We start from the raw sequence: 17,499 nt of genomic DNA on the forward strand, positions 1-17,499 counted from the left end.
CAGGGGCACATGGCGGTGATCGTGGCGTTGGGCGCGTTCCTGATGACGCTGGCGGGCGGCTGGACGGCGCAACGCGTCACCGACCGCCGCCACCTCGTGCTGGGCCTGGCCGGAGGCCTGATGCTCGGCGTCGTCGGCCTCGACCTGCTCCCCGAGGCGATGCACGCGGCGGGCCGCGAGGTCTTCGGCGTCCCCCTCGCCCTGCTGCTGTTCGTGGCCGGCTTCCTCGTCGGGCACGTCGTGGAACGCCTGCTGGCCGTACGCCAGGCCGCGCACGGCGCCGAGGACGGCACCCGGGTCCCCCAGGTCGGGCTCACCGCGGCCGCCGCGATGGTCGGCCACAGCCTCGCCGACGGGGTTGCGCTGGGCGCCGCGTTCCAGGTCGGCGGCGGCATGGGGCTCGCTGTCGCGCTGGCCGTCATCACCCACGACTTCGCCGACGGGTTCAACACGTACACGCTCACCCGGCTGTACGGGAACGACCGCCGCAAGGCCGTGCTGATGCTCTTCGCGGACGCCGCCGCACCCGTCGTGGGCGCCGCGTCCACTTTGCTGTTCACCCTTCCGGAGGAACCTCTGGGCGCGTACCTCGGCTTCTTCGGCGGGGTCCTGCTGTACCTGGCGGCGGCCGAGATCCTGCCCGAGGCGCACCACGAACACCCCGCCCTGTCGACACTGATGTGCACGGTGGGCGGGGTGGCGGGCATCTGGCTCGTCGTGGGCCTCGCGGAGTGAACTCACCTGTCGGTCACCGGTGCCGCGCCGCGGCTTCCGCGAAACGACGGGCCACGGACGGCCGGGCCGCCCAGTGGGTGTGCAGGTAGCTGGCGTGCACGCCGTCCCGGACGAAGCCCTCGACACGGCGCTCCGGATGGGTGAACCCCCACGCCGGAGCGGAGCCCGCGCCCGGCTCGATCACCGTCCGGTGGAACTCGTGCCCGCGCAGCCGGGTACCGGCGGCGGCCAGGGCGCTGTCCGACACCGCGACCGCCTCGCGGTAGCCCAGCGTCAGCCGCTCCGACATCCGGGCGTCCGCGTCCAGGACCCCGCACATCGGCTTCCCGTCCAGGCTCCGGGCCAGGTAGAGCAGCCCCGCGCACTCGGCGGCCACCGGCCCGCCCGCTTCGGCGAACGCGGCGACGGCCTTGCGGAGCGGCTCGTTGGCCGACAGCTCCGGCGCGTACACCTCGGGGAACCCGCCCCCGATCACCAGGCCGGCCGTACCGTCGGGCAGCGCCTCGTCCCGCAGCGGATCGAAGGTGACGACGCGCGCTCCCGCCGCGGTGAGCAACTCCGCGTGCTCGGCGTAGGAGAACGTGAAGGCCGCCCCGCCCGCCACGGCCACGACGGGCCGCCCGTCGAGCGGGCCGGCGGCCGCCTCCCCGCCCTCCTCGACCAGGGCCGCCCCGGGCGACCAGGGCTCGCACTCCAGGGCCGGCGCCGTCCGGGCCAGCGCCATCAGCGCCTCCAGGTCGCAGCCGGCCCGGACCTGTTCGGCCAGCGCCGCCACGGAGGCCAGGGCGTCCGTACGCCGCTCGGCGACCGGGACCAGCCCCAGGTGCCGGGAAGGAGTCGCCACCTGCGGGGCCCGGCGCAGGACGCCGAGGACCGGCATCCCGGCCTCCTCCAACGCCTCCCGCAGCATGACCTCGTGCCGGTCGGAACCCACCTTGTTGAGGATCACCCCGCCGAGACGGACCAACGGGTCGAAGGAGGCGAAGCCGTGGACCAGCGCCGCCACCGAACGCGACTGCGAGGAGGCGTCCACCACCAGCACCACCGGCGCCCGCAGCAGCTTCGCCACCTGCGCCGTCGAGGCCAGCTCGCCCCGCCCCGCGGCCCCGTCGTACAGCCCCATCACGCCCTCGACCACGGCCAGGTCGCAGCCGGCGGAACCGTGCGCGAACAACGGCGCCACCAGCTCCGGCCCGCACATGAACGCGTCGAGGTTGCGGCCCGGGCGGCCGGTGGCCAGCGCGTGGTAACCCGGGTCGATGTAGTCGGGCCCGGCCTTGTGCGGGGACACGGCCAGGCCGCGCTCCGCGAAGGCCGCCATCAGGCCCGTCGCCACGGTGGTCTTGCCGCTGCCGGACGACGGCGCGGCGATGACCAGCCGGGGCACGTTCACGGACATCACCACTCGATGCCCCTCTGACCCTTCTGGCCGGTGTCCATCGGGTGCTTGACCTTGGTCATCTCGGTGACCAGGTCCGCGAACTCCACCAGCTTCTCCGGGGCGTTGCGGCCCGTGATGACCACGTGCTGGGTGCCCGGCCGGTTCCGCAGCACCTCGATCACCTCGTCCACGTCGATCCAGCCCCAGTGCATCGGGTACGCGAACTCGTCCAGCACGTAGAGCTTGTGGGTCTCGGCCGCCAGATCGCGCTTGACCTGCTCCCAGCCCTCCTTGGCCGCCTGCTCGTTGTCGAGCTGCGCGTCGCGCTGGACCCAGGACCAGCCCTCGCCCATCTTGTGCCAGACGACGCTGCCGCCCTTGCCGGTCTCCCCGAGCGCCTTGAGCGCGTTCTCCTCGCCGACCTTCCACTTCGCCGACTTGACGAACTGGAACACCCCGATCGGCCAGCCCTGGTTCCAGGCGCGCAGCGCCAGCCCGAAGGCGGCCGTCGACTTGCCCTTGCCCGGGCCGGTGTGGACGAAGACGAGCGGCCGGTTGCGGCGCTGACGCGTCGTGAGCCCGTCGTCCGGAACGACGGACGGCTGTCCCTGAGGCATTACGCGACCCTCCTGTTGCTGCTGTGCCCGGCGGTGGACGCCACCGAGGTACGTACGTTCTTCACGAGCCCGGCCAGCGCGTCGGCCCGCAGCCCGTCGAGGGTGACGGACGGACCACCGAGGTCCGCGGCCAGCACCCCGGCCAACCCCAGCCGGACCGGACCGGCCTCGCAGTCCACGACCACCGAGGTGACCCCCTCCGCCCGGAGCAACAGGGCGGCGCGCTCGGACAGCTCGCGGGGCGTCCCCTGCGCCGAACCGCCGACGCCCCCGGCCGAGGTGGCCCGGCCGTCGGTGACGACCACCAGCAACGGCCGGCGCGACGGATCGCGCAGCCGCTCGATCCGCAGCACCTCGCGGGCCTTCAACAGCCCGGCGGCCAGCGGGGTGCGACCCCCGGTGGGCAGTCGTTCCAGCCGGGCCGCGGCGGCGTCCACGGAGGAGGTCGGCGGCAGCGCCAGCTCGGCGGCCGCACCCCGGAAGGTGACCAGACCGACCTTGTCCCGGCGCTGGTAGGCGTCGAGCAGCAGCGACAGGACCGCGCCCTTGACCGCGCTCATCCGCTGCCGGGCGGCCATCGAGCCGGAGGCGTCGACCACGAACAGCACGAGGTTGCCCTCGCGGCCCTCGCGGGTCGCCTGCCGCAGGTCGTCCTTGCGGACCACCAGGCCCGTTCCGCTGCGCCCGCGGGCCCTCTGGTGCGGGGCCGCCGCCTGGACGGTCGCCGCCAGGTGCAGCTTCGTCAGCTGCCCCCGGGGCCGCCGGGCGCCGGTGGTCCGGCCGTGCGCGGTACGGGCGCGCGAGCGCCGACCGGCCGCGCCGCCCTCGCCGAGTCCGGGCACGCTGAGCATCCGCGTCCGGAACGGCTCGGAGGCCCGTACGGCGGCCTGCTCGGGCCCGTCGGCGCCGGCCTCGCCCTGAGCGGGCTGCGGCTCGGGCCGGGGTTCGGACGGCTCCGACGGCTCGGCCTCGGGGGACCGGTCGTCCCCGGAGCCCTCGGGCGCGGGCGGAGCGGGCTGCCCCGGACCCTCGTCGGGCGGGGGAGTGCCGCCGCCGTCGGGACCGCCGTCGGGGCCGTCGTCGTCCGGGCCCTCGGGCTCCGGGTCGGGCTCGGGCTCCTCGTCCGGCTCGTCGTCGGGGAAGCGGTCCAGGATCTCGTCGAGCTTGTCCTCGTCCAGGCCCGGCGCGTCGAACGGGTTGCGGCGGCGCCGGTGCGGGAGCGCCAGCAGGGCAGCCTGCCGGACGTCCTCCTTGCGGACGGCCGTCCGCCCGGCCCAGGCGGCCAGGGCGGTCGCCGTACGGGCCATCACGATGTCGGCGCGCATGCCGTCGACCTCGAAACCGGCGCAGGTGGCCGCGATCCGCAGCAGCGCCGTGTCGTCCAGCACCACCTTCGGGAGCAGGGCCCGCGCCGCCACCACGCGGGCCCGGACCTCGTGCTCGTCCCCGGCCCAGCGGCCGGCGAAGCCCGCGGGATCGTCCTCGTACGCGAGCCGGCGGCGCACCACCTCGACCCGCAGGGCGGGCTCGCGGGACGCGGCGACCTCGACGGTCAGCCCGAACCGGTCCAGGAGCTGCGGTCGGAGCTCGCCCTCCTCGGGGTTCATGGTGCCGACGAGCAGGAAGCGGGCGTCGTGCCGCACGGACACGCCCTCGCGCTCCACGTACGAGGCGCCCATCGCGGCGGCGTCCAGCAGCACGTCCACCAGGTGGTCGTGCAGGAGGTTGACCTCGTCGACGTACAGGATCCCGCGGTGCGCGTCGGCGAGCAGGCCCGGCTCGAAGGCCTTCACGCCCTCGGAGAGGGCCCGTTCGATGTCGAGGGCGCCGACGAGACGGTCCTCCGAGGCGCCGACCGGAAGCTCCACCATCCGCGCGGGACGGGCGCTGCCGGCACCGGGCTCGTGGGGACCGTCGGGGCAGGCCGGGTCGGGGGAGGCGGGCGCGCACGAGAACCGGCAGCCGGGCACGACGTCCACCTGCGGCAGCAGCGCGGAGAGCGCGCGCACGGCGGTGGACTTGGCGGTCCCCTTCTCGCCGCGCACGAGCACGCCGCCGACCGCCGGGCTGACGGCGTTCAGCAGGAGCGCCAGCCTCAGGTCGTCCTGCCCGACCACCGCCGTGAAGGGGAAGTGGGTGCTGCTCATCCGCTGATCACTCCTTCGAGTGGACTGGGCCGGTCGCTGATCGAGCCGCGACGGCCGTGGGCCATGGGGTTCTTCTGTTCCCGGTGCGTCCGGGGCCGCTCCACCGCCGCGTAGCGCACCACCGCGGTCCCCGGGTCCGCCGGGAGGCCCCCCGGGACGCGCGGCGCCGTCACGGCGCACCCGGCGGCAGGAACGGCAGCCCGTCCGGGACGCCCGATTCGACGAGTCGCAGCAGCCCGGCGGTGTCGGCGTGTTCCTCGATCAGGTCGCCCAGCAGATCGAGCTGTTCCTCGCGCAACAGCCCGAACGAGGTGTCCGGGGCCGGCACGAACCGGCGGCCGGCGGCCGCGGCCACCTCCCGCAGGAAGGCCCGCCGGAAGCCGTCCGACTCCAGCGAGCCGTGCCAGTGGGTGCCCCACACGGCGCCGACGCGACAGCCGTCGAGGAACGGCTCCCCGCCCAGCACCTCGGCCACCCCGTGATGGATCTCGTAGCCCTCGACCGGCTCGCCCAGCGCCGAGCCGACCGGCCGCGCCAGGGTCTTCTCCCGGGCGAAGCGGACCCGTACGGGCAGCAGGCCGAGGCCGTCCACCGCGCCGGCCCTCGACTCGACCTCGTCCTCGATGTGCTCACCGAGTACCTGGAAGCCGCCGCAGATCCCGAGCACCGGACGGCCCTCGGCGGCCCGCCGCGACAGCGCGTCGGCGAGCCCCCGCTCCCGCAGCCAGGCCAGCGCCTTCACGGTGCCGCGCGTGCCCGGGACGACGACCAGGTCGGCGTCGGCCAGTTCCTCGGCCCGGTCCACGAACCGCACGACCACGCCCGGTTCGGCGGCGAGGGCGTCGACGTCGGTGAAGTTCGACATGAGCGGCACCGCGCACACCGCGACCCGCAGCACGTCCTCGCCGACGGGCGGGGCCACCACGGACTCCCGGACGGCTCCGCGCAGGGAGACCCGCAGCCCGTCCTCCTCGTCGATGCCCAGCCCGTGCTGGAAGGGCAGCACCCCGTACGTCGCCCGGCCGGTGAGCCCGCGCAGCATCTCCAGGCCGGGCTCCAGCAGGGAGACGTCGCCCCGGAACTTGTTGACCAGGTATCCGGCGATCAGCGACTGGTCCTCGGGGGACAGCAGGGCGGTCGTCCCGAAGAAGGACGCGAAGACGCCGCCCCGGTCGATGTCCCCGACCACGACGACGGGGAACCGCGCGGCCCGCGCGATGCCCATGTTCACGATGTCGGTCCGGCGCAGGTTGATCTCGGCCGGACTGCCCGCCCCCTCGCAGATCACGGCGTCATACGTGCCCCGCAGCTGCTCCAGGCAGTCCGTGACGACGCCGAGGAGCTGCTCGCGGTGCCCACCGGGCGCGGCCGAGCCGGGGATCCGGTCGGGGCCCGCCGTCCCGAAGAAGCCGCGCGCGCTCATCTCGCCGACCGGCTTGCCGAGCAGCACGACCTGACTGCTGCGGTCGCTGCCCGGCTTGAGCAGCACCGGGTTCATCAGGGCCGTCGGTTCCACCCGGGCCGCCTGGGCCTGCATGGCCTGGGCGCGGCCGATCTCGGCGCCCTCCCGGGTAACGAACGAGTTCAGCGACATGTTCTGGGCCTTGAAGGGGGCCACCTTCACGCCCCGGCGGGCCAGCCAGCGGCAGATGCCCGCCGTGACCACGCTCTTGCCCGCGTCCGATGTGGTGCCGGCGACCAGCATTCCGCCGCCGCGCCTCGCGCCGCTCATGCGCGCCGTCCCTTCCGATCGGTACGGGAGACCAGCAGCCGGCCCGCGACGCAGGCACCCAGCGCCAGCCAGGTCACCTGCCGCGACAGGCGTACGGCCCGCTCGATGTCGGCGACCTCCACGGGCCGCCCGGTCTCCCCGTTGAGTACGGCACGGTGCTCGGTCCGGCCGCCGTAGGACAGGGTGCCGCCGAGCCGGACGCCGAGGGCCCCCGCGAAGGAGGCCTCCACCGGTCCGGCGTTGGGGCTCGGGTGGGCGGCGGCGTCGGCGCGCCAGGCGCGTACGGCTCCCCGCCGGTCGGGACCGGCCACGACGGCGGCGAGCGCCGTCAGCCGGGCTCCGGGCCAGCCGGCCAGGTCGTCGAGGCGGGCGGACGCCCAGCCGTAGCGCAGGTGGCGGGGCGACTTGTGGCCCACCATGGCGTCCAGGGTGTTCACGGCGCGGAAGGCCAGCAGGCCGGGCACCCCGGCGACGGCCCCCCACACCAGCGCCCCGACGACTGCGTCGGAGGTGTTCTCGGCGACGGACTCCACGACGGCCCGGGCCATCTGCTGCCCGTCCAGGGACTGGGGGTCGCGCCCGCACAGGTGGGGCAGCCGTTCACGGGCGACCTCGGTGTCCCCGACGGCCAGCGCCCCACCGATGGCACGGGCCTCCCGGCCCAGCGAGGTGCCCCCGACGACCGCCCAGGTGGCGGCGGCGGTCAGGGCGACGCGGGCGGTGGCGGGGCGGGATCGCACGGCGCGGGCGGCCAGGACGCCGACGGCTGTCGCGCCCCCGGCGCACACCAGGGTATGGAGGACGCCGCGGGCGCGGTCGTCGCGCCACAGGGCACGTTCGACGGCGGCGGCGGCTCTCCCGAAGGCGGCCACGGGGTGCCCTCGGCGCGGATCCCCGAGGATCCGGTCGCCGATCAGGCCCGCCGCGGCGCCGTACGCGAAGACGCGATCGGCACGCATGGTGGCAGCTATGTCCTCACTCAGGGTCCGCGCCCTGGTTCGACGTGTCCGGCGGCGAGAGTTCCTGGCTCCCGGGGCGCGCACCGTGTGCGCCGCCCCGGTGACAGTGGCGGGACCGCGCCGGATTCGCACCGGACTTCCTCTTCCATGCCGCCGTATTGGCTCGCGCAGTCCACCACGCACCGAGAACGCCCGTCAACTTGCCGTTGACCTGCGGCGGGTGCGCGGTCAGGTGCCGGGCGGGGTGCCGGGCGGGGGTGCGCCGGGGCATGCGAAAGCTCCCCCCGGGAGACCCGGAGGGAGCTTCAGGCGCACCGTCTCAGCTGACGATCAGGTAGATCCCGTACGACACGGCCGCCGCGCAGAGCGCGAAGCAGACATACGCGCCGCTGCGGGCCATGACCGCGGCGCCGCCCTGCTCGGTGGCGGCCTCGTGCTTGGACAGGCCCACCAGGCCAAGGGTGAAGAGGGCCACGAGGGCGACCGTGGCGGTGAGGCTGACTCCGAAGACGGAGCCGAGTGATGCCCAGTCGATCTTCATACCGCAGAATCCTCTGTCGTTCTCGGGGTCAGACCGCTGCGGCCGGAGCCGCGGGGGTCGCGGTCGAGGCCGGGATGGTGGCCTTGAGGTCCTCGTCGGTCACCGCGGCGGTGGTACCGGCCGCGGCGGTGGTCGGCGGGACGGTGACGGCTGCCATGGCCGTGGTGACGACACCCGGCTCGTCCGTCGCGCCGGTGGAGGTCTCCAGCTCGTTGACGTTGTTGTGGTCGACGACCTGACGGCGGGAGATGAGCCAGATGGCGAAGCAGGAGCCGACCAGGAAGACCGTGACCGCGGCGATGCCGATGTCACCGGTGCGCATGACGAGCTCGGCGATGGAGGCGACGAGCGCGGCGGCCGGCAGGGTCAGGCCCCAGGCGATGAACATGCGGGTGGCGGTGGACCAGCGGACCACGCCGCCCTTGCGTCCCAGGCCCGCACCCATGACGGCGCCGGAGCACGCGTGGGTGGTGGAGAGGGAGAAGCCGAGGGTGGAGGAGGCCAGGATGACGCTCGCGGCCGAGGTCTGGGCGGCGAAGCCCTGCTGCGGCTGGAGGTCGGTGAGGCCCTTGCCCATGGTGCGGATGATGCGCCAGCCGCCCAGGTAGGTGCCCATCGCGATGGCCAGGCCGGCGGAGACGATGACCCAGACCGGCGGGTTGGCGCCGGCGGGCAGGGCGTTTCCGGCGATCAGCGCCAGGGTGATGATGCCCATCGTCTTCTGCGCGTCGTTGGTGCCGTGCGCGAGGGAGACGAGACCGGCCGAGGCGATCTGACCGGCGCGGTACCCCTTGGCGGAGGTCTTCTCGCCGACCTTGTTGCCCAGCTTGTACGTCAACTTCGCGGCCAGCATGGCGGCCACGCCGGCGACGAGCGGGGCGGCGATCGCGGGGATCAGCACCTTCGTCACGACGACGCTGCCGTTGACCGCGCCCATGCCGGCGGAAGCGACCGCGGCACCGATCAGGCCACCCATGAGGGCGTGGGAAGAACTGGAGGGGAGTCCGACCAGCCAGGTGACGAGGTTCCAGAGGATCGCGCCGACCAGGGCGGCGAAGATCACCTCCGGCTGAATGCCTTCCTCGTTGACCAGGCCCTTGGAGATCGTCTTGGCGACCTCCACGGACATGAAAGCGCCGACGAGGTTCAGCACGGCGGACATGGCGACCGCGGTCTTGGGCTTGAGGGCGCCGGTCGAGATGGTGGTGGCCATCGCGTTGGCCGTGTCGTGGAAACCGTTCGTGAAATCGAACACGAGAGCGGTGATGATCACGATCCCGAGGAGAAGCGTTATGTGCTCCATTTACCCAGGCTTCTGTTTGACGTCATTGGCTCGGCGACCGTAGGCAACCTGGATGAACGGAAGGTGAACTGGGGCGGGCGGAGTGGTGTCCCGGTGCGCCGTGTGATCGGGACCTATCTCCCGGTTCCACCGCGAATATAGCGATTCGTGCACGTCAGAGCGGGGCGAACACGCCCCTTCCGGGAGGACTTCCGGCCCGGGGAACCTGCCCGCGGTGGCACGGAAGAGACCCAGATCACGCGCGAGGGCCCTCGGCCGGCGCCGGCCGACCCCGTTCCGGCCATCACCCCGAACGCGTTCCGGCCGGGTTCCGGTTCCGTCGGCCGCCGGCGCGAAGGGATCGCCTCCGGTGGCCCGACCGCCGGCCCGCCCCGACACTGGAGCCGTGCGTACCGCCACAGCGACGGCAGCGGCCGTCACAACGACCTTGATCGGTGCCGGAGCAGCCGCGGTCGCGGCCGGCCGGTACGCCGCCGACGCCGCCCTGCGGCCCGAACCCGGCCGCCCGTTGCCCGGCGGGCCCCGGCTGAGCGTCCACTCCACCGCCGCGGGCCGGGTGACGCTCACCCGATCGCTCGCCTCCCTGCTGCCCGGCACCTGGGGCCTGTCCGCGCCCGGCGTGCACGCCGTGGTCGGCCCCGTCCTGCCCGACGTCCCGCGCGACCCGGACACCGTCGTGCGCCGCCTCCTCGCCGTCACCCACGGCAGCCTCACCCCGCGGGCCCGGGTCACGCTCACCCCCCAGGTGCACCTGGGCAACCCGCGTACCGCGCTCGGCCTCGACCACGCCGACGTGGACGTCCCCGGCGAGCTCGGCGCACTGCCCGCCTGGTTCGTGCCCGCGGCCCGGGACACCTGGGTCATCACCGTCCACGGGCTCGGCGCCGGCCGGGAGCACCCGATGGTGGTCATGCCCTTCCTGCACCGCAACCGCCTGCCGGTCCTCGACCTCGCCTACCGCGGCGACCTCGGTGCCCCCGCCTCCCCGGACGGCCTCGGCCACCTCGGTGAGTCGGAGTGGCGGGACCTGGACGCCGCCATCCGCTACGCCCTGCGCTACGGAGCGCGGCGGGTGGTCCTGCACGGCTGGTCCACCGGCGCCACCATGGCCCTGCACGCCGTCGAACGCTCCGCGCTGGCCGACCGGATCTCCGGACTGGTGCTGGACTCGCCGGTCCTGGACTGGCACACGACCCTGCGCGCCCTCGCCGCCGCCCGCGGCACCCCCGGCCCCCTGATCCCGCTCGCGGTACGGGCCGCCGAGGGTCGGGCCGGGCTGCGCGCCGACCGCCGGCCGCCGGGCGCGGACCCGGCGGCGCTGCGCGTCCCGGTGCTGATCCTCCACGGGCCCGACGACACCCTCGCCCCCTGGGAGCCCTCCCGGCGGCTGGCCGCCGCCCGGCCCGACCTGGTCACCCTGCACACCGTGCGCGGCGCCCCGCACGGGGCGATGTGGAACGTCGACCCGGCGGGGTACGAGGAGGCGCTGCGCCGCTTCCTCACCCCCCTCATGTGATGCGCCGTCGGGCATGCCGTGCGGCGCGGGGGTGAAGGGGTCGTGCCGGACGCGGCGTAGAGGGTGGATTGTCCCGGTTCATCCATCGGTTGACCTGTGGAAACGGCTGGTTCCGTTTGGGCTTTCGGCCAGTGACGGGCGAGACTGCATCCGTGACGTCCCGAAAGCCTGATGAGCAGTTGGCTCGCGACTCCAGACTCCGACTCGTCTCCCCGCGCTCCGTCGCCACGGCGCGCAAGGCGGTGACCGACCGGCGAACCCGGCCGGCCCCCCGGCCGCCGGCGGGCACCCCCGCCACGGCAGACCTGGCGAACCGGGCCCGCGCCTCCCTCGCCGACGCGGTACGGCTGGCCCGCTGGGCCGAGCTGAACCTCGGGGCGGGCGATGGCGGGCGCCCCGCGACAGCGGGCGCGCTGCCCGCCTCCGACGTGGAACGGGCCGCCGCGGAACTACGCCTGACGCACGGTCAGATCCGGGTCGGCTGGGACCGCGCCCGACTCTCCGGCCTCGTCGAGGTGCACGGCGGCCACGCCCGCCCCGGCTGGCGCCTGCGCGCCTGGGACCGCGACGACACCGCCGTCCTGCGCGGCTGGGTGGCCCTCTTCGACGCCTGGTCCCTCGTCCACCCCGCCCCCGCCGACATCGCCCCCGGGGCCGTCGCCGAGGTCGTCGAGGCGATGCCCCAGCTCCTCTCCCTCCTCCAGCTGTCGGCCGGTCCCGTCACCGTCCCCGATCTGCTGGACCTGCTGGGCCAGCGCGTCACCGAACTGCGCGACGAGCGCTGCGAGGTCCCGTACGCGGGGGAGCCGGCCGGATCCCGGGACCCGGCCGGCGAGGCCGTACCCGCCGAATCCCGGCCCCTTCCCCTCGCCCGCCTGCTGCGCTGGGCGCTCGGGGGCCTCGCCGCCGTCGACGCCGTCACCCTGGGCCCCGCGCGGGCCACCCTCACCCCGCTCGGCAGCTGGGCCGTCTGGGTCAAGCTGGAGCAGATCTGCGTCGCCGCGCAGAGCCCGGCCGGGAACATCGAGCAGTCCGCCGCAGCCATGCTCCACGGCTGCGCCCGGCTCACCCCGGGACCGGCCCGCGCCGAGTACCAGGCCTGGCTCGCCGCCCGGCCCGTCGGGCACGCCGTCAGCGAGCTGCTGCACGCCGCCCGGGGCGAGGACGCCCTCCTGCGCGGCCTGGCCTTCGAGGCGCTGCGCGTGGTCGGCGCCCCCGCCGAGCGCGAGGTCCGCGCCGCCGTACGCGAACCCGCCCTGCGCCCGTACGCCCTGCTGTGGCTCGCCGAGCACGACGGGGTCGACCCCGACGAGGCCCAGGAGGTCCTCACCGCCGAGGAGTCGACCTGGCTCTGGGTGGACACGGCGGCCGCCATCGCCGACCACGGCGAGGCCGACCTGCTGGCGCGCCACCTCGACTCGGCCGTCCGCACGACCGTCCCCCGGCTGCTCGACGAGGTCCGCGCGGTGGGGCACCCCCGCACCGTGCAGGTCCTGGTCGCGCTGGCCGCCGCCCACCCCGACCCGGCCCTGGCCAAGGCCGTCCGGCGGGCGGCCTTCCAGGTCCACACCGGCGGCGCGTAGCCGGGGCGGACCCGAACGGACGGGTGCGCGCCGCGGGTCAGACCTGCGGCGCGTACGTGCCGAAGCTCCAGACGTTGCCCTCGCCGTCGCGCGCCATGTAGTCCCGCGAGCCGTAGTCCTGGTCGGTCGGCTCCATGAGGATCTCCACCCCGTGCTCGGCGGCCCGGCGGTGGTGCGCGTCCACGTCGTCCACGACGACGTAGACCCCGGCAGGCCCGGCGCCCTCCATGGCCTTGTCGAAGGCGCCGCCGGTGCCCTTGCTGCCCAGCATCACCGCGCCGTTCCCGTACGACAGCTCGGCGTGCACCACGGTGCCGCCGTCCCCCTCGTAGACCGAGACCTGGGTGAAGCCGAACGCCTCCGTCAGCTGCTGGATCGCCGCCTTCGCGTCGCGGTAGAGCAGGGTCGGGACGATGGACGGAACGCCTGCCATGACGATCACTTCCTCTCGTGGACGTGCTGGTGCGTCGATGTGACCCGCACCACAGCATGGCAGGCGCCGTCGGCAGTCAGCGGAAGGTGTTGCACTGGGCCATGTCGCCCGTCCGGTAGCCCTGGTAGAACCACTGCCGGCGCTGCTCGGCCGAGCCGTGGGTCCAGGACTCGGGGGTCACGCGGCCCTGGAACTTCTCCTGGATCCGGTCGTCGCCGACCGCCGCCGCCGCGTCCAGCCCGTCCTGGATGTCCTGGTCGGTCAGGGTGGTGATCAGCGGCCGTCCCGTGGACTCGTCCGGGGTCCTCGTCGCGTTGTGCGCCCAGACCCCGGCGTAGCAGTCGGCCTGGAGCTCGACCTTGACGGCGTTGCTGTTCGCGCCCTGCTGCCCGTCCTGGGCCCGCTGGAGGGTGCCGGTCAGGTTCTGGATGTGGTGCCCGTACTCGTGGGCGACCACGTACGCCTGGGCGAAGGGGCCGCCGCTCGCGCCGAACTTCGTCCGCAGGTCGTCGAAGAAGCCCAGGTCCAGGTAGACCTTCCGGTCGGCGGGGCAGTAGAAGGGGCCGACCGCGGAGGTGGCCGCCCCGCAGGCGGTCCCCACCCGGCCGGTGAAGAACACCGTCTGCGCCGGGCTGTACCGGCCGCCCCGCCGCTGGAACTCCTGCCGCCAGAAATCCTGTGTGCTGTTCACCACGGCGACCAGCCGGCAGTCCTCGCGCGTATTGGCGTCCTGCCCGGTCCGGCAGCTCTGTTGCACCTGGTTGACGGAAGAGGAGGACGGCGCCGGCTCCTCGTTGCCCGACGACAGCCCCAACTGCTCCGGCCCCACGCCGAACAGCAACCCCATGATCAGGGCGATGATGCCGACGAGTCCGCCACCGATCGTGGCCTTCCCGCCCGGGATGCGGCTGCCGCGCACGTCGTTCACCTCGGACGTGTCCAGATGGGCGTTGTCGTCGAACTGCATCCCGCACCGCCTCTGTCTTCGTGCAGCCATTCGTGCAGCCAAGGGGGCCACGCATCCGCCCCTGCGGCGAGTATCAACCCGTTCATCCCGGTACGCGCCCCGGCGGGCCCGCCCGGCCCGTGGGCCGAACGGGGGACGGTACGGCGCACCGGGGGAGCGGGCCCGGACCGCCGGGCGCCCCGAAAAGTAGTTGCGCACCCCCGGTAGAATGGTCCGCATGGCAAATCTCCTTGCGGATTAGCGGCGTCGAAGCATCGCGCGTCCTGCCCCCCTTCCGCCGTCCCCACCGCCCTGGAGTATTTCCGTGATCACCGCAACCGGCATCGAGCTGCGTGCCGGCGCCCGCATCCTCATCGAGTCCGCTTCCTTCCGTGTCGCCAAGGGTGACCGCATCGGCCTCGTCGGCCGCAACGGAGCGGGCAAGACCACCCTCACCAAGTGCCTCGCGGGCGAGGGTCAGCCCGCCGCCGGTGCCATCGCCCGGTCCGGTGAGGTCGGCTACCTGCCGCAGGACCCGCGCACCGGCGACCTCGACGTGCTGGCCCGCGACCGGATCCTCTCCGCGCGCGGACTCGACGTGCTGATCAAGAAGATGCGCGCCAACGAGGAGCGCATCGCCTCCGGCTCCGGGGGCACCCGCGACAAGGCGATGAAGCAGTACGAGCGCCAGGAGACCGAGTTCCTCACCAAGGGCGGCTACGCCGCCGAGGCGGAGGCCGCCACCATCTCGGCCGCCCTCGGCCTGCCCGACCGGGTCCTCGGCCAGCCGCTGCACACCCTCTCCGGTGGTCAGCGCCGCCGCGTCGAGCTCGCCCGGATCCTCTTCTCGGACGCCGACACCCTGCTCCTCGACGAGCCGACGAACCACCTCGACGCCGACTCGATCGTCTGGCTGCGCGACTACCTGAAGAACTACCGCGGCGGCTTCATCGTCATCTCCCACGACGTCGACCTCGTCGAGACCGTCGTCAACAAGGTCTTCTACCTGGACGCCAACCGCGCCCAGATCGACGTCTACAACATGGGCTGGAAGCTCTACCAGCAGCAGCGCGAGGCCGACGAGAAGCGCCGCAAGCGCGAGCGTCAGAACGCCGAGAAGAAGGCCGCGGCCCTGAACTCGCAGGCCGACAAGATGCGCGCCAAGGCGACCAAGACGGTCGCCGCGCAGAACATGGCCAAGCGCGCCGACCGGCTGCTGGCCGGCCTGGACGCCGTCCGCGTCTCCGACAAGGTCGCCAAGCTGCGCTTCCCGGACCCGGCGCCCTGCGGCAAGACCCCGCTGACGGCCGAGGGCCTGTCGAAGTCCTACGGCTCGCTTGAGATCTTCACCGACGTCGACCTGGCCATCGACAAGGGCTCGCGCGTGGTCATCCTCGGCCTCAACGGCGCCGGCAAGACCACGCTGCTGCGCCTGCTGTCGGGCACGGAGAAGCCGGACACCGGCAGCGTCGTCCCCGGTCACGGCCTCAAACTCGGCTACTACGCGCAGGAGCACGAGACGCTCGACCCCGAGCGCACCGTCCTGGAGAACATGCGCTCCTCCGCGCCCGACCTGGACCTGGTCGCGGTGCGCAAGACCCTCGGCTCGTTCCTGTTCTCCGGCGACGACGTGGACAAGCCGGCGGGCGTGCTCTCCGGCGGCGAGAAGACCCGACTGGCCCTGGCCACCCTGGTCGTCTCCTCGGCGAACGTCCTGCTCCTCGACGAGCCCACGAACAACCTCGACCCGGCCAGCCGCGAGGAGATCCTGGGCGCGCTGCGGACCTACAAGGGCGCCGTCATCCTCGTCACCCACGACGAGGGCGCGGTGGAGGCCCTGGAGCCGGAGCGCATCATCCTGCTCCCGGACGGCGTCGAGGACCTGTGGGGCCCGGACTACCGGGACCTGGTCGCCCTCGCCTGACCGGCGCCGAAGGGTTGATCCAGTTCCTTATGGATCATTCGGCTCAGGCGTGATCCATCATCTGAGTGAGACGGTCTCGTACCGTTGCGTGCTGCACGACGACCCCGGCCGCATCCCCGAGGATGCGCGACCGGGGTCTTCCGTTTCCCTCCCTCCGCCCCTGACCTGGTGATTCCTCCTGACGTCGAGGGAGTGTGACGGAGGTCATGCGACGGAAGAGAAGATTCCGTTCTGCTCGGGTGTCCACCCTTCGGGAAATGCCGTCGTACCGACCTTGCTGAATGGGTGGCCAGGAAGCCGGAGAGGGGTGATCATGAGAAGTCCAGAGCGCACTTCCCATGAGGAGGCACGGGTGGCCGAGACTCTGAAGAAGGGCAGCCGGGTAACCGGCGCCGCGCGCGACAAGCTCGCGGCAGACCTGAAGAAGAAGTACGACTCCGGTGCGAGTATCCGGGCGCTGGCCGAAGAGACCGGCCGGTCCTACGGATTCGTCCATCGGATGCTCAGTGAGTCCGGAGTCACGCTGCGAGGTCGCGGTGGCGCGACACGTGGCAAGAAGGCGGCTGCGGCCTGACCCCGTGCCGGGAGGCCCGGGGTGGTGCCGGAGAAGCTCGACGGCTCCATGCTTGATGGGTTGAAGATTCCGTTCCACGCACGGTTCCTTCGGTGACCCCCGGTCGGCCCTGTGGTCGATCGGGTGGTTACTGTGCAGTCACTTAGGCCGAGCATGCGGCCGACTGCACACCGGAGGCACCAGATGGCTCTGCTCGACAAGGACGGCGTACGGCTCACCATCGACGACTCGGTCGCCACGGTGACCCTGACCAATCCGGCCAAGCGAAACGCCCAGTCCCCCGCGCTCTGGCGGGCGTTGGCGGAGGCCGGACAGTCACTGCCGGGCACCGTCCGGGTCGTGGTCCTGCGCGGCGAGGGCAAGTCCTTCTCCGCGGGGCTCGACCGGCAGGCGTTCGCTCCCGAGGGTTTCGAGGGTGAGCCGTCCTTCCTCGATCTGGCACGTGGTGCGGATGACCTGCTCGACTCCACCATCGCCGAGTACCAGGAGGCTTTCACCTGGTGGCGACGCAATGACATCGTCTCCGTGGCCGCCGTGCAGGGGCATGCGATCGGCGCCGGCTTCCAGCTCGCGCTCGCGTGCGACCTGCGGGTGGTGGCGGACGACGTGCAGTTCGCCATGCGCGAGACCAGCCTGGGCCTCGTCCCCGACCTCGGGGGCACCCAACCGCTGACCGCGCTGGTCGGCTACGCCCGGGCGCTGGAGATCTGCGCCACGGGACGCTTCGTGCACGCCGAGGAGGCCGAGCGCATCGGCCTGGCCAACCTGGTCGTCCCCGCCGACGAGCTCGACGCCGCCGTCCAGGACCTCGCCGGCGCACTGCTCGCTCCGCCCCGCGACGCGGTCATCGAGACCAAGGCGCTGCTCCGCGACGCCACGTCCCGGTCGTACGACGCCCAGCGCGCCGCCGAGCGCGCCGCGCAGGGCCGCCGACTGCGCGACCTGGCGGGCCTGTCGGACTGACCCGCCACCCCGCGGGTCCGACCGCCGAGACCTCCGCCCGGCCCGGCCCGGCCCGTCCCGGCCCGGCTGGCCCGGGGGGGGGGGGGGGGGGGGGGGGGGGGGGGGGGGGGGGGGGGGGGGGGGGGGGGGGGGGGGGGGGGGGGGG

Annotated in this window: 15 protein-coding genes and 1 riboswitch; of the genes, 6 read left to right on the forward strand and 9 right to left on the reverse strand. The window is 73.7% G+C overall.

Annotation, left to right across the window (positions count from 1 at the left end):
- Positions 1–9: 9 nt before the first annotated feature.
- Entirely contained in the window at positions 10–735 is a 726-nt protein-coding gene (locus NOD94_RS16280) for a ZIP family metal transporter (protein WP_281206644.1), read from the forward strand.
- Between the two features lie 13 nt (positions 736–748).
- Here NOD94_RS16280 and NOD94_RS16285 read toward each other — a convergent pair whose 3' ends face one another.
- From NOD94_RS16285 to NOD94_RS16315, 7 genes are all read right to left on the reverse strand, one after another.
- Positions 749–2,134, reverse strand: coding sequence for a cobyrinate a,c-diamide synthase (locus NOD94_RS16285; RefSeq protein WP_281206660.1), 1,386 nt, complete (start codon positions 2,132–2,134; stop codon positions 749–751).
- Positions 2,134–2,733, reverse strand: coding sequence for a cob(I)yrinic acid a,c-diamide adenosyltransferase (gene cobO, locus NOD94_RS16290; protein WP_281206645.1), 600 nt, complete (start codon positions 2,731–2,733; stop codon positions 2,134–2,136). The genes NOD94_RS16285 and cobO overlap by 1 nt, the downstream gene beginning before the upstream one ends.
- On the reverse strand, positions 2,733–4,880 hold the full coding sequence (locus tag NOD94_RS16295; protein ID WP_281206646.1) for a putative cobaltochelatase: 2,148 nt from the start codon (positions 4,878–4,880) through the stop codon (positions 2,733–2,735). The genes cobO and NOD94_RS16295 overlap by 1 nt, the downstream gene beginning before the upstream one ends.
- A gap of 169 nt (positions 4,881–5,049) precedes the next feature.
- Positions 5,050–6,612 carry a cobyric acid synthase gene (locus NOD94_RS16300; protein ID WP_281206647.1) on the reverse strand — a complete coding sequence of 521 codons (1,563 nt, stop codon included), beginning with the start codon at positions 6,610–6,612 and terminating at the stop codon, positions 5,050–5,052.
- Positions 6,609–7,571: a cobalamin biosynthesis protein gene (locus NOD94_RS16305; RefSeq protein WP_281206648.1), complete on the reverse strand. Its 963-nt coding sequence runs from the start codon at positions 7,569–7,571 to the stop codon at positions 6,609–6,611. The genes NOD94_RS16300 and NOD94_RS16305 overlap by 4 nt, the downstream gene beginning before the upstream one ends.
- Before the next feature lie 35 nt (positions 7,572–7,606).
- Positions 7,607–7,763, reverse strand: a riboswitch (cobalamin riboswitch).
- Between the two features lie 127 nt (positions 7,764–7,890).
- Entirely contained in the window at positions 7,891–8,112 is a 222-nt protein-coding gene (locus tag NOD94_RS16310; protein WP_281206649.1) for a hypothetical protein, read from the reverse strand.
- A gap of 28 nt (positions 8,113–8,140) precedes the next feature.
- Positions 8,141–9,415: an inorganic phosphate transporter gene (locus NOD94_RS16315; RefSeq protein ID WP_281206650.1), complete on the reverse strand. Its 1,275-nt coding sequence runs from the start codon at positions 9,413–9,415 to the stop codon at positions 8,141–8,143.
- Between the two features lie 385 nt (positions 9,416–9,800).
- On the opposite strand from NOD94_RS16315, the gene NOD94_RS16320 reads away from it, so the two are divergent.
- Together NOD94_RS16320 and NOD94_RS16325 are read left to right on the forward strand one after the other, a co-directional pair.
- Positions 9,801–10,931 carry a hypothetical protein gene (locus NOD94_RS16320; RefSeq protein WP_281206651.1) on the forward strand — a complete coding sequence of 377 codons (1,131 nt, stop codon included), beginning with the start codon at positions 9,801–9,803 and terminating at the stop codon, positions 10,929–10,931.
- Positions 10,932–11,173: 242 nt separating this feature from the next.
- Positions 11,174–12,514, forward strand: coding sequence for a hypothetical protein (locus NOD94_RS16325; protein WP_281206661.1), 1,341 nt, complete (start codon positions 11,174–11,176; stop codon positions 12,512–12,514).
- Between the two features lie 37 nt (positions 12,515–12,551).
- On the opposite strand, the gene NOD94_RS16330 is transcribed toward NOD94_RS16325, so the two are convergent.
- Positions 12,552–12,947 carry a VOC family protein gene (locus NOD94_RS16330; protein WP_281206652.1) on the reverse strand — a complete coding sequence of 132 codons (396 nt, stop codon included), beginning with the start codon at positions 12,945–12,947 and terminating at the stop codon, positions 12,552–12,554.
- A gap of 76 nt (positions 12,948–13,023) precedes the next feature.
- Positions 13,024–13,914 (reverse strand): neutral zinc metallopeptidase, encoded by an 891-nt coding sequence (locus tag NOD94_RS16335; protein WP_281206653.1) that lies wholly within the window; start codon positions 13,912–13,914, stop codon positions 13,024–13,026.
- Between the two features lie 304 nt (positions 13,915–14,218).
- Here NOD94_RS16335 and NOD94_RS16340 point away from each other — a divergent pair, with 304 nt between their 5' ends.
- The 3 genes from NOD94_RS16340 (at position 14,219) to NOD94_RS16350 (ending at position 17,354) form a co-directional block, all read left to right on the forward strand.
- Positions 14,219–15,817, forward strand: a complete 1,599-nt coding sequence (locus NOD94_RS16340; RefSeq protein WP_281206654.1) for an ABC-F family ATP-binding cassette domain-containing protein — start codon at positions 14,219–14,221, stop codon at positions 15,815–15,817.
- A gap of 352 nt (positions 15,818–16,169) precedes the next feature.
- Entirely contained in the window at positions 16,170–16,391 is a 222-nt protein-coding gene (locus NOD94_RS16345; RefSeq protein ID WP_007263382.1) for a helix-turn-helix domain-containing protein, read from the forward strand.
- 183 nt (positions 16,392–16,574) lie between these two features.
- On the forward strand, positions 16,575–17,354 hold the full coding sequence (locus NOD94_RS16350; protein WP_281206655.1) for an enoyl-CoA hydratase/isomerase family protein: 780 nt from the start codon (positions 16,575–16,577) through the stop codon (positions 17,352–17,354).
- Positions 17,355–17,499 lie beyond the last annotated feature (145 nt).

It is taken from the genome of Streptomyces sp. Isolate_45, assembly GCF_024721315.2.
Lineage (GTDB): Bacteria > Actinomycetota > Actinomycetes > Streptomycetales > Streptomycetaceae > Streptomyces.